This window comes from Vibrio sp. 2092 (assembly GCF_033339635.1).
Lineage (GTDB): Bacteria > Pseudomonadota > Gammaproteobacteria > Enterobacterales > Vibrionaceae > Vibrio > Vibrio alginolyticus.
This window is the reverse complement of record NZ_JAWOUY010000013.1, coordinates 1-13,893: the sequence shown is the minus strand read 5'-3', so window position 1 is coordinate 13,893 and position 13,893 is coordinate 1. Positions and strand designations below refer to the sequence as shown.

Sequence of the window (13,893 nt, the reverse complement as noted above, 5' to 3'; positions counted from 1 at the left end):
TAGAATACAAGTTTCGCTTATCTAAATTAGGTTAGATAGTGTTACTCAGCGAACTTCTTGAAGATCAAAGAACCGTTTGTACCACCAAAGCCAAACGAGTTACAGATAGCGTACTCCATACCTTCAACTTTGCGCGCTGTATGCGGCACAAGGTCGATGTCTAGACCTTCTTCTGGATCATCAAGGTTAATGGTTGGCGGAACAATTTGGTCAACCAAAGACATAACCGTGATAATTGCTTCAACAGAGCCAGCAGCACCTAATAGGTGACCCGTCATCGACTTAGTTGAAGACACAAGAACTTGCTTCGCACCTTCTTCACCAAGAGCACGTTTCACGCCCTTGATTTCTGCAACATCACCAGCAGGAGTAGAAGTACCGTGAGCATTCACATAACCTACTTGAGTACCTGTGATGTTAGCGTCACGCATCGCCGCTTCCATCGCAAGTGCACCACCAGAGCCGTCTTCGCTTGGAGATGTCATGTGGTAAGCATCACCAGACATACCAAAACCAACCAGTTCTGCGTAAATCTTCGCGCCACGTGCTTTTGCGTGTTCGTACTCTTCAAGCACCATCATGCCAGCACCATCACCTAGAACAAAACCATCACGGCCTTTATCCCATGGGCGAGACGCTTTTTGAGGCTCTTCATTACGAGTAGATAGTGCTTTAGCTGCACCGAAGCCAGCCATGCCAAGAGGCGTAGAAGCTTTTTCTGCACCACCAGCAACCATCGCATCTGCATCGCCGTAGGCAATCATACGTGCTGCATGGCCGATATTATGCAGGCCAGTAGTACATGCGGTAGAAATCGCGATATTTGGACCACGAAGACCACGCATGATAGATAGGTTACCTGCAACCATGTTTACAATGGTCGAAGGAACAAAAAATGGGCTAACTTTGCGAGGGCCTTTGTCTACTAATGCAGTATGGCCAGTTTCGATAAGGTCAAGACCGCCAATGCCTGAGCCGATAGCAACACCAACTCGAGCCGCATTTTCTTCGGTAATTTGTAAGCCAGAGTTATCAAGAGCTTGAATACCCGCTGCAATGCCGTACTGGATGAAAAGGTCCATCTTACGAGCATCTTTTTTAGACATGTACTCTGTGCAATCGAAATCTTTAACAAGACCTGCAAAACGAGTTGAGAAGTTCGTAGTATCAAAGTGCTCGATATTTACGATACCACTTTGACCTTCTAGCAGGGCTTTCCAAGATGATTCTACTGTGTTGCCTACCGGTGACAACATACCCATGCCAGTGACAACTACACGACGCTTGGACACGATATAATTCTCCGGGAATTGAATATTTCTATGAGAGGATAGAAGAAGTTAGAAAGAACACAGGCGGTCTAGGAGACCGCCTGGGAGAGCTAATTACTGAGCGCTGTTTACGTAGTCGATTGCAGCTTGAACAGTAGTGATCTTCTCAGCTTCTTCGTCAGGAATCTCAGTGTCGAATTCCTCTTCTAGAGCCATAACTAGTTCTACAGTGTCTAGAGAATCAGCACCTAGATCGTCAACGAAAGAAGCTTCGTTTTTAACTTCTGCTTCGTCTACACCTAGCTGTTCAACAATGATTTTCTTTACGCGTTCTTCGATGTTGCTCATTTTTCTTTTCCTTTACAGATTTCGCCTAATGCGATGATTCCGTAGTTTATTCGAACTATTGAAAGTTGCAAGGGGGTCCTTGCTGGTCAAACCACAAAATTAGCGAATTTAACCGAATTTCAATACATTTTTGACTTAAATCATGCACAAATCTTGCGCATAAGCATGACAAGTTCATGACAGTTAACTGCAACTATAGGCTATTTTTCACAATGTAAAATAGCTTATTTTGCATAAACTGTCGCATTAAACCATGTACATGCCACCATTTACATGCAAAGTTTCACCAGTAATGTACGCTGCTTCAGGAGAAGCAAGGAAAACTACTGCTGATGCAATTTCACGTGGGTCACCTAAACGACCTGCTGGCACGTTCGACAAAGTTGCCGCACGTTGGTCATCATTTAGCGCCTTAGTCATGTCAGTTTCGATGAAACCAGGAGCAACAGTGTTCACTGTTACACCACGAGACGCAACTTCACGAGCCATTGATTTAGTAAAACCAATCACGCCCGCTTTCGCTGCTGCGTAGTTAGTTTGACCAGCATTACCCATGGTACCAACAACAGAGCCTACGTTGATGATACGACCCGCACGTTTTTTCATCATACCGCGTAAAACCGCTTTAGACATGCGGTAGATTGGCGTTAGGTTGGTATCGATGATGTCGTTCCACTCATCATCTTTCATGCGCATCAATAGGTTGTCACGAGTAATACCAGCGTTATTCACCAGAATATCGATCACACCAAATTCTTCGTTGATCGTTTTTAATGTCGCTTCGATAGACTCGACATCAGTCACGTTAAGCGCTAAGCCTTTACCGTTATCACCAAGATACTCGCTGATAGCAGCCGCACCACTTTCAGAAGTAGCAGTACCGATAACCGTAGCACCTCGCTCGACAAGAAGTTCCGCGATCGCGCGGCCAATACCACGGCTTGCGCCGGTAACTAGCGCGATCTTACCTTCTAGATTCATCATGTTGTGTTTCCTTTTCTTATCGCAAATTTATCGCTTGATGGATTACTTCGCAGCGTCTAGCGATGCGATATCATTCACTGCGGCTGCAGTTAGCGTTTTCACGATACGTTTTGTTAGACCTGTTAAAACTTTACCAGGACCAAGCTCAAGAAGATTTTCTACGCCTTGTTCGTGCATCAGTTCAACTGTCTCAGTCCAACGAACTGGGCTATGTAGCTGACGAACAAGCGCATCTTTGATTTTTGCAGGATCTGTCTCAGCAACCACATCAACGTTGTTGATAACTGGCAGCTGTGGTGAGTTAAATTCGATAGACTCGAGAGCTACAGCAAGTTTTTCCGCTGCTGGCTTCATAAGTGCACAGTGTGAAGGTACTGAAACAGGAAGAGGAAGCGCACGCTTCGCACCAGCTTCTTTACATAGCGCACCAGCTCGCTCTACTGCGTCTTTGCTACCAGCGATAACGACTTGACCAGGCGAGTTAAAGTTTACTGGAGAGACCACTTCGCCTTGCGCTGCGTCTTCACACGCTTTTGCAATCGCATCATCAGCCAAACCGATAATCGCGTACATTGCGCCAGTACCAGCTGGTACTGCTTCTTGCATAAGTTGACCACGTAATTCAACCAGCTTGATGGCTTCTTTAAAGTCAATAACACCCGCACATACAAGTGCTGAGTACTCACCTAGGCTGTGACCGGCTAGGTTTGCTGGTTGCTCTAAGCCAAGTTCCTGCCATACACGCCAGATTGCAACAGATGAAGCTAGCAAAGCTGGTTGAGTACGGAAAGTCTCGTTTAAATCTTCTGCAGGTCCATTTTGAACAAGCGCCCATAGATCGTAACCTAGTGCGTCAGATGCTTCTGCAAATGTTTGTTTTACTACGTCATATTGTTCGCCTAGTTCTGCAAGCATACCTACAGCTTGAGAACCTTGACCTGGAAATACGATAGCAAACTTGCTCATGTTGTTTTCCTTTAAGCAAAGTAAAAAGAAATAAGATGCACCAAGTGCACCTTAAATTTTGAATTCTTGTGAAACTTAGAACTTCACAAGGGCCGAGCCCCAAGTGAATCCGCCGCCAAACGCTTCAAGAAGCAGAGTTTGACCGCGTTTAATACGACCATCACGTACCGCTTCATCTAGTGCTGTTGGCACCGTCGCAGCTGATGTGTTGCCGTGTTTATCAAGTGTAATCACGACTTGGTCTAGTGACATCGAAAGTTTCTTCGCTGTCGCTGAAATAATGCGGTAGTTCGCTTGGTGCGGCACTAGCCAGTCTAGTTCAGACTTATGCATGTTGTTGGCTTCAAGCGTATCTTTTACTAGTTTCGATAACTGAGTGACAGCGACTTTGAATACTTCGTTCCCAGCCATATGAAGCCATTTATCCGCATCTTGCCCCCGCACAGGTACAGGTAGGCTTAGAAGCTCTCCGAATTGACCATCCGAGTATATGTGGGTAGAGATAATGCCAGGCTCTTGGCTAGCGCCTACGACAACGGCTCCGGCACCATCACCAAATAGGATAATGGTTGAACGGTCTGTCGGATCACACGTTTTAGACAAAGCATCTGAACCAATCACAAGTACGTTTTTGCACATACCAGATTTGATATGTTGGTCTGCAACAGATAATGCGTACACAAAACCAGAACAAGCAGCGGCTAAGTCAAAAGCTGGACAACCTTTAATGCCAAGCTTTGCCTGCACCTGACACGCAGATGAAGGGAAAGTATGGCTACTGCTCGTTGTGGCTACGATAATCAGGTCGATATCGTTTTTATCAATACCCGCCATATCGATAGCGTTTTCAGCTGCGTAGAATGCCATGTCTGCTACAGTTTCGTTTTCTGCAGCAATTCGACGCTCTTTAATACCCGTGCGAGCAACGATCCACTCATCACTTGTATCTACCATTTTCTCTAGATCTGCGTTTGTACGCACCTGAGATGGCAGGTAGCTGCCAGTACCTAAAATTTTGCTATACATGAAGACTAATAATGCCTCTCGAGTAAAACCGCTTCCAAACGATCGCTAATACGGCTTGGTACTTGTCGTTTGACCTCGTGTACTGCCTCGCCAAGTGCATTGACAATCGCAGATACATCCGCACTTCCATGGCTTTTTATGACAATGCCGCGCAATCCTAGCAAACTTGCGCCGTTATACTGGTCGGGGTTCAGTGTTTTTAGTTCATTAAACAGCCTAGAAAACAACTTTCTAGCTATCCAACCCTTTATCGTTGATGCCATTATGCTGGTTTTAATTTTTTCGATAAAAAGTTGAGCTGTTCCCTCACTGGCTTTTAAGCATACGTTGCCGACAAATCCATCACAAACAATGACGTCAGCAACATCATGCAAAATTTGATTACCTTCAATATAACCGACAAAGTTAATCGCATCGGTCTGAGAAAGCATTTCTGCGCAACGTTTGACTAAATCGTTACCTTTAATCTCTTCTGCGCCAATATTGAGTACAGCAACGCGAGGAGGACGACCCAAGTGTTCTTCAGCTAATGCACTGCCCATTACAGCAAATTGGAACAAGCTATCAGCATCGCACGATACATTCGCCCCCAGATCTAGCATCCAAGTGCGCTTTCCGGTAATCGTCGGTAAAGCGGAAACTAAAGCAGGACGTTCAATGCCAGGAAGTAACTTAAGAATGAAACGCGATAGTGCCATTAATGCACCGGTGTTGCCACCACTAACACAAGCATCCGCTTTCTGCTCAGAAACCAAATCGATAGCCATACGCATAGAACTATTTTGGCTATTACGTAACGCCAATGAAGGTTTTTCTGAGTTCGAGATAACTTTCTCGCTGTGAAGAATAGTCAAGCGGGAACTGGTCGAGGTACCGAGTTGAGATAATTGAGACGTGATCAGAGATTGATCACCAATAAGAATCACTTTTAGCTCTGGGAAATGAGACAGTGCCTGCACGGCGGCAGGCACTGTTACGCGTGGACCGAAATCCCCGCCCATTGCATCAAGTGCAACGGTAATACTTTGCAAAGGTTCAACCTTACTTGTTGATAACCTTTTGACCACGGTAGTAACCTTCAGCAGTTACATTGTGGCGTAGGTGAGTTTCACCAGAAGTCGCGTCTACAGATAGAGCAGCTGTAGTTAGCGCATCGTGTGAACGACGCATACCGCGCTTAGAACGAGTTTTACGGTTTTTCTGTACGGCCATTGACCCTACTCCTATACTATTGGGTTAAAAACCTGAAGAAGAATCGGCTACCACACCTATTACTTTTTCAGACTTTTCAAAACGTCGAATGGATTCGGTTTTTCTTCCTCAATTTCTTCAGGAATCTCACCAAAAACCATGTTATTTGAATCAACGCTACAATCCGCTTCATCGTGCATCGCAATTTGAGGTAATGCTAAGATGAACTCGTCTTCAACAAGTTGTATGAGGTCTAATTCACCATATTCATTTAGATCTACCAAATCATAAATTTCTGGTGCTTCCTGTTCTGTTTTCTCACCGTAGTAAGGAGTAGAAAGGAATTCAACTTCGCACTCATGTGCGAATACCTCATTACAACGCTGACACTCTAAATCGACTTCGATGTTAGCTTTACCAGAGATAACAACGAGTCGCTGTTCATCCATCCCAAATGACAATGAGACTTCTGCGTCGCGTTTTACGCCTTCAGTTGTTTCCACTAAGCGCTTGAAAAGACTAGCTTGGATGATGCCATCGTAATCCAATCGTTTCTGTGCAGCTTTAGCTGGGTCAACCGTTCGCGGTATTTTTACCTTTTGCATAGGGCGCGAATATTATCTTCCAAATCAAAATTAGTCAAAGAAAAAGGCAAAAAAGTTGTACTTTTTTACGCTTAACATACAGAGCATTAGCCAGAATCATTTTTGATCGATTATCCTATTGGAAATGCTCCCACGAATTGTAATTCAAAATGAAAAATTACCAACTGGTTTTAGCCTCAACTTCCCCTTTTCGTAAACAACTGCTTGAAAAGCTCTCACTACCATTCGTTTGTTTATCACCTGATTGCGATGAAACACCTTTTGACCAAGAAACGCCAACTGAACTTGTGCAGAGACTGGCCCAAGAGAAAGCAATATCTTGCCAGACGGATACAGCAAGTTTAGTTATCGGCAGTGACCAAGTTTGTGTCATTAATGGTGAAATCGTTGGCAAGCCTTTAAATAGAGATAACGCGATAAATCAACTTTTGGCTCAAAGTGGAAAAGTCATCACTTTCTATACTGGTCTTGCAGTACATAACACCGTCACAAACCATACAGAAGTCGGCTTTGATTCTTTCGAGGTGCACTTTAGAGATTTAACGCTTGAACAAATCGAACGCTACGTCGACAGGGAAGAACCTTTTTACTGCGCAGGCAGCTTTAAAGCCGAAGGCATGGGAATTTGTTTGTTTACGAAATTAGTTGGTAAAGACCCGAACACACTTGTCGGACTACCATTGATTGATTTGATTGATATGTTGCATGTTCAAGGACTCGATGTCCTTTAACCCAAATACGATAAAAGGGAGCCTGTGGCTCCCTTTTGCATCCTCGAGGAAAACATGGTTACGCGTTTCTTAAACCCGCCAACACTTTTTCTAGTTTCGGTTCCATCGGTGCGTTGATTTCCATCCACTCATCATTTGATGGGTGTTGGAACTTAATGTTTGCCGCGTGTAGGAACAAACGATCTAAACCAACTTGACCTGTATAAGCATCAAAGCGGCGATCACCGTAGCGATCATCCCAAGCGATTGGGTGACCAGTGTATTGCGTATGAACTCGGATTTGGTGAGTTCGACCAGTAATCGGACTCGCCTGAATCAATGTAGCTTGTTCGAACTTTTCCAAAATCTTAAAACGCGTTTCTGACGGCTTACCATTAGGGTTAACACGAACAATACTGTTCACTTCGTTTTTGAGCAGTGGCGCGTTCACAACCTTACAACTACTTTTCCATTGCCCCATGACAAGAGCTAAGTAAAACTTCTTTACTGTCTTTTCACGAAACTGGGCTTGCAAGTGACGAAGTGCAGAACGCTTCTTAGCAACCAGCAAAATCCCTGAAGTATCACGGTCAATACGATGCACAAGTTCAAGAAAGCGAGCTTGAGGTCGCAGAGCCCTAAGCGCTTCAATCGCACCAAACTTTAAACCACTGCCACCATGCACAGCGGTGCCAGATGGTTTGTTTAGAATCAACATATGATCATCTTCGAAGATAATCATATTTTCCAACTCAGCGACTTTGTTAAGTTTCGTACTTGGTGCGACATCGTCATCTTTTTTCTCGACGGTCACCGGTGGAATACGAACGAGATCGCCTGCTTTTAACTTGTACTCTGCTTTTATACGCTTTTTATTTACGCGCACTTCGCCCTTACGCACAATTCGATAAATCATGCTTTTAGGAATGTCTTTTAATTGGTTGCGCAAAAAATTATCAATGCGCTGACCCGCCATATCTTCGTCGATGTCGACGAACTGGACTTTTGTTCTTATTTCGTTCATGGGCGGTATTGTAAACTCAATTTCGTGCGACTTCACATTATTCTTGTCGTAAAAGAAACTCTCGGTGGCACATACTGGTCTAAATTTCGCCAAGCTTTTGTTTAAATTATTAAAACTCTCAATCAAGTTCTCAATTTGTTTTCTGTCTTGAACAGTTTGCACATCTCAATTGCTTATGAAACAGCCAGTTATAAAATAGAAATTTTGAGTTTAGCGGCAAATTTTCTATCGTTTGCGTGAAAGCAGATTGCTGATAGCCACGCGCACTGCTATAGTTCACAGCTGCTAAGGAAGGTTTGGTTACATTTTATTCATTACCAATCATTTATCCTCAAGCAATGTGAGTAGATCGTTGAAGGTCGAGTGCAGCATTGGCGTGAGACACATCGAATTCAACACTCTTGCCACCCTACTCCTCGCATATTCACGTTGAGTACCTACCGCCCAAATAGCGGGTCACAAGTCTACGTTTCCAACAGAAACCACAAGAGGCTTGTGATGACTGAAGTGCCCGAGAGCATCCCCTTCCAGCCGGGAGGCTGCAAAATACAAGCCATGGGATCAGGCACCGTGAAAGAGCGAAAAAACAGTGGCAAGTCGACAAGAAAGATATAAAAGAAAAGACAACGAGAATTTTCAATGAAAAGAATGTTAATTAACGCAACTCAAAAAGAAGAGTTGCGTGTCGCTCTGGTTGATGGCCAGCGACTTTTCGATCTTGATATCGAGAGTCCAGGTCATGAATCTAAAAAAGCGAATATCTACAAAGGACGTATCACACGTATCGAACCAAGCTTAGAAGCCGCATTTGTTGATTACGGCGCCGAGCGTCACGGTTTCCTCCCTCTCAAAGAAATTGCCCGCGAATATTTCCCTGAAGGTTACACCTACCAAGGTCGTCCAAGCATCAAAGAAGTGCTAACGGAAGGCCAAGAAGTTATCGTTCAAGTGGAAAAAGAAGAACGTGGAAGCAAGGGCGCAGCTCTTACTACTTTCATTTCTCTTGCTGGTAGTTACCTTGTTCTGATGCCTAACAACCCTCGTGCTGGCGGTATTTCTCGTCGAATCGAAGGTGACGAGCGTACTCAACTAAAAGCCGCATTAAGTACTTTGGAACTGCCTCAGGGCATGGGCCTAATCGTACGTACTGCTGGCGTTGGCAAGAGTGCTGAAGAGCTTGAGTGGGATTTGAATGTACTACTTAACCACTGGGGTGCAATCAAAGGTGCAGCGGACTCTAACCCTGCTCCATTCTTAATCCACCAAGAAAGTAACGTTATCGTTCGTGCAATCCGTGACTATTTGCGTCGTGATATTGGCGAAATCTTAATTGATAGCAACACCATCTACGAACGTGCAAAAGAGCACATTCAATTGGTGCGCCCTGATTTCCTTAACCGCGTTAAGAAATATGAAGGCGAAGTTCCACTATTCAGCCACTACCAAATCGAAAGCCAAATTGAATCGGCTTTCCAACGTGAAGTGCGTCTGCCATCTGGTGGTTCTATTGTTATTGACCCGACTGAAGCACTAACGTCTATCGATATCAACTCTGCTCGTGCAACCAAGGGCGGCGATATTGAAGAAACAGCTCTAAACACGAACCTAGAAGCAGCCGACGAAATTGCTCGCCAATTGCGTCTACGTGACTTAGGTGGCTTAGTGGTTATCGACTTTATTGATATGACCCCAGTTCGTCACCAACGAGAAGTAGAAAACCGTCTACGTGAAGCCGTTCGCCTTGACCGCGCTCGTGTACAAATCGGTCGTATTTCTCGCTTTGGTTTGTTGGAGATGTCACGCCAGCGCTTGAGCCCTTCTCTTGCAGAAGCAAGCCATCACATCTGTCCTCGCTGTAGCGGAACTGGTGTCGTTCGCGACAACGAATCTCTAGCACTTTCTGTACTTCGTTTAATTGAAGAGGAAGCGCTAAAAGACAACACAGCACAAGTACTTGCAGTCGTACCTGTGCCAATCGCCTCTTACTTATTGAACGAAAAACGTCGTTCAGTAAACCATATCGAACGCATTCAAGAAGTGAAAATTACGGTTGTTCCTAACTCTGATATGGAAACACCGCACTTTGAAGTTATCCGTGTTCGTGAAGGCGAAGAGTTCGATCTGATTTCTTACTTACTTCCTAAGAAACTGGAAGCAATGAAAGAAGCAGAAGGTAAAGAGCCAGCGGAAGTTGACGTAAAACCAAAACGAATTGAAGAGCCAGTTCTTAAAGGCTTTGCGGCTCCGTCTCAAACCGCACCTGCACCAGCAGCTAAACCAGCTCCTGAGGCGAAGAAGAAAGAACAAAACGTTGAACAAGAAGAGAAACCTGGATTGTTCAGCCGTCTGTTTAAAGCACTTGGTAGCTTCCTATTCGGTGGTTCTGAAGAAACAAAAGAAGAACAGAAACCTCAGGAAGAGAAAAAACCAAATCGCGATAATCGACGTAACAAACGTGATCGTAACGATCGTCGTCGCAATAGCAACCAGCGCGATAATCGTGATAACCGCGACAATCGCGATAACCGACGTCGTCGTAAGCCTCGTGATGAGCAGGCTAATGAGCAAAACGAAGCTCAACAACAAACAAATAAACCGCAAAACCGTAACCAAAAGCGTAAACCTAAAGCTCAACAGGCAGATAAAGCCCAAGAGCAGAAAGCAAACGCAAAAGTAGCGGAAAAAGGTCTGCAGCTAGCAGCGGAAGCTCGTACTGAAACAAAACCAGAAGAGAGCAAACCGAAGCAGCAAAATGCGAAAGCAGAAAAAGTGAAAGAGCGCCGCCAACGTCGCAAATTGAACAAGTCTGTACGCGTTAAGGACCAAGAAGCTATTGAGAAGAAAGCCGAAGAAACAGCGGTTAAGACTCAAGAAACGGTTGAAGCTAAAGTTGAAAAGCCAACAGAAGCAGCGGTAGAGGCACAGCAAGACAACAAGCAAGCAGAGTCTAAGCAACGTCGTAATCGTCGTTCGCCACGTCACCTGCGTGCAAGCGGCCAGCGTCGTCGCCGTGGCCGTGATCGCCGCCCTAACCCGTTCCGCCTACGTAAGGGAGGTGTCGCTTCTCCTGAAATGGCTATGGGTAAAGTAATGCCACGTTACATTCCGAAACCAGCACCTAAGAAGGAAGAGCGAGTTAAGGAAGAAGCTGTAGCAGCAGTACCTACAATCCAAGGTGGCTTTGCGTGTCCAGAAATGGCAATGGGTAAAGTGATTATTCGTCGCGAGCAACCTGTCGTAACAGATGCGCCAGTTGTTGAACACAAGGTTCAAGAAACCGTTGAAGCGAAAGTGGAAGCTCCAGTAGTAGAAGCACCTGTTGTTGAAACAGTAATCGCAGAAAAAGCTGAATCGGCAGTAGTAGAAACAGCATCGGTAGAGCCTATCGTTGAAACTCCTGTAACTGAACATGCTGAACCGGTTGATGCCATTGTAGAAACGGCACCTACTGAAGAGCCTATCGTTGAAGCAGCAAAAGAGATTGTAGCCGAAGCGCCAGTAGATAAACCAGAGCCTAAAGTCGAAGCCATTAAAGTTGCTGCTAAGCTAAACGCTAGCGCACCGATGACGAAAGCACCTGGCCCTCAAGAGCTACGCGAAATCACGGTTGCAGCAGCACCGTTCAAAACCGAACGTTACCAAGCTAAAGGTGCGGGTAGCCAAGTGGCTAAAAACCGCGCATCAGCAGAGATGACAAAGCCTAACTTTAACTAGGCTAAATCATTACGTTCAACGGCTTAACGGCATAAATAAATTAAAGGCTACCATCTGGTAGCCTTTTTTATCTTCATATTTGCCCAATAAATTGTTCATATAAATACCAATTCGTGATCACATTTGTACGCCATTATTCGTATCATTCTTGAACTTAATCACACTTTTCGGTAGCATGCGCCGACTCAAGTTTTCGACACCATTCTGATGCTGCTCTTTTAATACTACGGTTTACACTGCAATGTTTGATTAGAAATCAACCACTCAGTGGCTTGTGCAAATACGAATATGTGTCGGGTTTAACTCATTGCAAAGAGAACTTAAAAACAAACATGTTCGAATTTCCCCAATTTTCTAAGCACTCCGTAAAAAATGATGTGCTATCAGGCTTAACCGTTGCGCTAGCATTGGTTCCTGAAGCTGTCGCATTTGCGTTCGTCGCAGGCGTAGATCCGATGGTCGGTCTTTACGCTGCATTCATCGTTGGTCTTATTACTTCCATTTTCGGTGGTCGTCCCGGCATGATCTCTGGTGCAACAGGTGCCATGGCAGTCGTAATGGTTTCGCTTGTCGCGACTCACGGTGTCCAGTACCTATTCGCAGCCATCATGCTCGCTGGTATACTTCAAATTGCCGCTGGTATGTTTAAATTGGGTAAGTTCATCCGTATCGTGCCTCACCCTGTGATGATTGGTTTTGTGAACGGTCTGGCTATTGTTATCTTCCTAGCTCAGTTGGGTCAGTTTAAAGCGCCAGATATCAACGGCATGCTTACTTGGCTACCACAAGACCAAATGCTACTAATGCTTGGTTTGGTTGCGCTAACTATGGCAATCATTCACTTTCTACCAAAAATCACAACGGCTGTACCCTCTTCACTTGTTGCAATCGTAACGGTGACTGCTTTAGTGGTTGGTTTGGATCTGGAAACTCGTACTGTTGTTGACTTCCTGCGTACAATGTCTGGTGATGAAGCGGCAACACTCGCAGGTTCACTGCCGACCTTCTCTATTCCGGCGGTGCCATTTACGCTAGAAACTCTACAAATCATTCTTCCATACGCGATCATTCTAGCGGCCATTGGTCTAATTGAATCTCTACTAACACTGACAGTTTTAGATGAGATGACGAATACTCGTGGTCAATCTAACCGCGAATGTATCGGTCAAGGTATGGCAAACATGACGTGTTCTGTGTTTGGCGCAATGGGTGGTTGTGCGATGATTGGTCAGTCGATGATCAACGTAAACTCAGGTGGTCGCGGCCGTCTATCTGGTATCGTTGCGGCTATCGCTCTATTGATGTTTATCTTATTCGCTTCTTCGCTAATTGAAATGATCCCACTCGCTGCTCTGGTTGGTGTGATGTTCATGGTTGTCATTGGTACATTCGAATGGGCAACATTTAAGCTAGCACGCCGCGTACCGAAGCAAGACTTCTTCGTTATTGTTCTTGTGACCGTTGTTACTGTTCTTACTGACCTTGCTGTTGCCGTAGCGGTTGGTGTTATCGTTTCTGCATTAATGTTTGCATGGCAACACGCTAAGCACATCTATGCCGACACGTGCTTAAACGAGGAAGGTTCAAAAGAGTACAAGATTCACGGCCCTATTTTCTTTGGCTCTGCGGCTAACTTCCTGGAGTTGTTTAACGCGCCTGAAGATCCAAAAGATGTGATTGTCGATTTTGCAGACTCTCGCGTGACAGATCACTCTGCAATTGAAGCCATTGAAACACTGGCTGAGCGTTACAATGCTCAAGGTAAAACGCTACACCTTCGTCACCTAAGCCCAGATTGTCGTAAACTTTTGGACAAAGCTGGCAGCTTGGTTGAAATTAACGTGAAGGAAGACCCAAGCTACAAAGTCGCAACCGACATACTAGCGGGTTAACACGAATAAAAAGGGATGAGCTGAGCTCATCCCTTTTTCTATTGTCTTTGTGCCGTCCTAAATAAGGTTGACACTTTCCACCCCCAAAATTGGAGAGTGTTATGAAATCAACAACTAAAAGAACTCAGCGCGATTACTCCCTCGCTTTTAAACTCACTGTAG

General features: G+C 44.9%; 12 protein-coding genes. 3 read left to right on the top strand and 9 right to left on the bottom strand.

Going from position 1 to position 13,893, the window contains the following annotated elements; all coding sequences use genetic code 11:
• Window positions 1-41: 41 nt before the first annotated feature.
• The 8 genes from fabF to yceD form a co-directional block, all read right to left on the bottom strand.
• Window positions 42-1,292: a beta-ketoacyl-ACP synthase II gene (fabF, locus tag R7P80_RS19700; protein ID WP_005372948.1), complete on the bottom strand. Its 1,251-nt coding sequence runs from the start codon at window positions 1,290-1,292 to the stop codon at window positions 42-44.
• Between the two features lie 93 nt (window positions 1,293-1,385).
• Window positions 1,386-1,619, bottom strand: coding sequence for an acyl carrier protein (acpP, locus tag R7P80_RS19695; RefSeq protein WP_004406112.1), 234 nt, complete (start codon window positions 1,617-1,619; stop codon window positions 1,386-1,388).
• A gap of 246 nt (window positions 1,620-1,865) precedes the next feature.
• Window positions 1,866-2,600 (bottom strand): 3-oxoacyl-ACP reductase FabG, encoded by a 735-nt coding sequence (fabG, locus tag R7P80_RS19690; RefSeq protein ID WP_031781117.1) that lies wholly within the window; start codon window positions 2,598-2,600, stop codon window positions 1,866-1,868.
• Window positions 2,601-2,645: 45 nt separating this feature from the next.
• A complete protein-coding gene (gene fabD, locus R7P80_RS19685; RefSeq protein WP_005387313.1) occupies window positions 2,646-3,569 on the bottom strand; it encodes an ACP S-malonyltransferase in 924 nt (307 codons plus the stop codon).
• A 75-nt stretch (window positions 3,570-3,644) separates the two neighbouring features.
• Window positions 3,645-4,595, bottom strand: coding sequence for a beta-ketoacyl-ACP synthase III (locus tag R7P80_RS19680; protein ID WP_017821385.1), 951 nt, complete (start codon window positions 4,593-4,595; stop codon window positions 3,645-3,647).
• 5 nt (window positions 4,596-4,600) lie between these two features.
• Window positions 4,601-5,626, bottom strand: coding sequence for a phosphate acyltransferase PlsX (gene plsX / locus R7P80_RS19675; RefSeq protein WP_017633846.1), 1,026 nt, complete (start codon window positions 5,624-5,626; stop codon window positions 4,601-4,603).
• Window positions 5,627-5,636: 10 nt separating this feature from the next.
• Window positions 5,637-5,807 (bottom strand): 50S ribosomal protein L32, encoded by a 171-nt coding sequence (gene rpmF, locus R7P80_RS19670; RefSeq protein WP_005396978.1) that lies wholly within the window; start codon window positions 5,805-5,807, stop codon window positions 5,637-5,639.
• 59 nt (window positions 5,808-5,866) lie between these two features.
• Window positions 5,867-6,391 (bottom strand): 23S rRNA accumulation protein YceD, encoded by a 525-nt coding sequence (gene yceD / locus R7P80_RS19665; RefSeq protein WP_005387307.1) that lies wholly within the window; start codon window positions 6,389-6,391, stop codon window positions 5,867-5,869.
• Between the two features lie 149 nt (window positions 6,392-6,540).
• Between yceD and R7P80_RS19660 the strand changes: the two genes are divergently transcribed.
• On the top strand, window positions 6,541-7,122 hold the full coding sequence (locus tag R7P80_RS19660; RefSeq protein ID WP_170893526.1) for a Maf family protein: 582 nt from the start codon (window positions 6,541-6,543) through the stop codon (window positions 7,120-7,122).
• Between the two features lie 58 nt (window positions 7,123-7,180).
• Here R7P80_RS19660 and rluC read toward each other — a convergent pair whose 3' ends face one another.
• Window positions 7,181-8,125 carry a 23S rRNA pseudouridine(955/2504/2580) synthase RluC gene (gene rluC / locus R7P80_RS19655; RefSeq protein WP_021033985.1) on the bottom strand — a complete coding sequence of 315 codons (945 nt, stop codon included), beginning with the start codon at window positions 8,123-8,125 and terminating at the stop codon, window positions 7,181-7,183.
• Window positions 8,126-8,764: 639 nt separating this feature from the next.
• On the opposite strand from rluC, the gene rne reads away from it, so the two are divergent.
• Both rne and R7P80_RS19645 read left to right on the top strand, forming a co-directional pair.
• Window positions 8,765-11,839 carry a ribonuclease E gene (rne, locus tag R7P80_RS19650; protein WP_171345878.1) on the top strand — a complete coding sequence of 1,025 codons (3,075 nt, stop codon included), beginning with the start codon at window positions 8,765-8,767 and terminating at the stop codon, window positions 11,837-11,839.
• A 332-nt stretch (window positions 11,840-12,171) separates the two neighbouring features.
• Window positions 12,172-13,731 carry a SulP family inorganic anion transporter gene (locus R7P80_RS19645; RefSeq protein WP_005380840.1) on the top strand — a complete coding sequence of 520 codons (1,560 nt, stop codon included), beginning with the start codon at window positions 12,172-12,174 and terminating at the stop codon, window positions 13,729-13,731.
• Window positions 13,732-13,893 lie beyond the last annotated feature (162 nt).

Bases quoted from the DNA above. Each gene is read 5' to 3' on its own strand.
- R7P80_RS19680 (WP_017821385.1), bottom strand. From the start codon at position 4,595: ATGTATAGCAAAATTTTAGGTACTGGCAGCTACCTGCCATCTCAGGTG.
- acpP (WP_004406112.1), bottom strand. From the start codon at position 1,619: ATGAGCAACATCGAAGAACGCGTAAAGAAAATCATTGTTGAACAGCTA.
- R7P80_RS19645 (WP_005380840.1), top strand. From the start codon at position 12,172: ATGTTCGAATTTCCCCAATTTTCTAAGCACTCCGTAAAAAATGATGTG.
- fabG (WP_031781117.1), bottom strand. From the start codon at position 2,600: ATGAATCTAGAAGGTAAGATCGCGCTAGTTACCGGCGCAAGCCGTGGT.
- rluC (WP_021033985.1), bottom strand. From the start codon at position 8,125: ATGAACGAAATAAGAACAAAAGTCCAGTTCGTCGACATCGACGAAGAT.
- rpmF (WP_005396978.1), bottom strand. From the start codon at position 5,807: ATGGCCGTACAGAAAAACCGTAAAACTCGTTCTAAGCGCGGTATGCGT.
- rne (WP_171345878.1), top strand. From the start codon at position 8,765: ATGAAAAGAATGTTAATTAACGCAACTCAAAAAGAAGAGTTGCGTGTC.
- fabD (WP_005387313.1), bottom strand. From the start codon at position 3,569: ATGAGCAAGTTTGCTATCGTATTTCCAGGTCAAGGTTCTCAAGCTGTA.
- yceD (WP_005387307.1), bottom strand. From the start codon at position 6,391: ATGCAAAAGGTAAAAATACCGCGAACGGTTGACCCAGCTAAAGCTGCA.
- R7P80_RS19660 (WP_170893526.1), top strand. From the start codon at position 6,541: ATGAAAAATTACCAACTGGTTTTAGCCTCAACTTCCCCTTTTCGTAAA.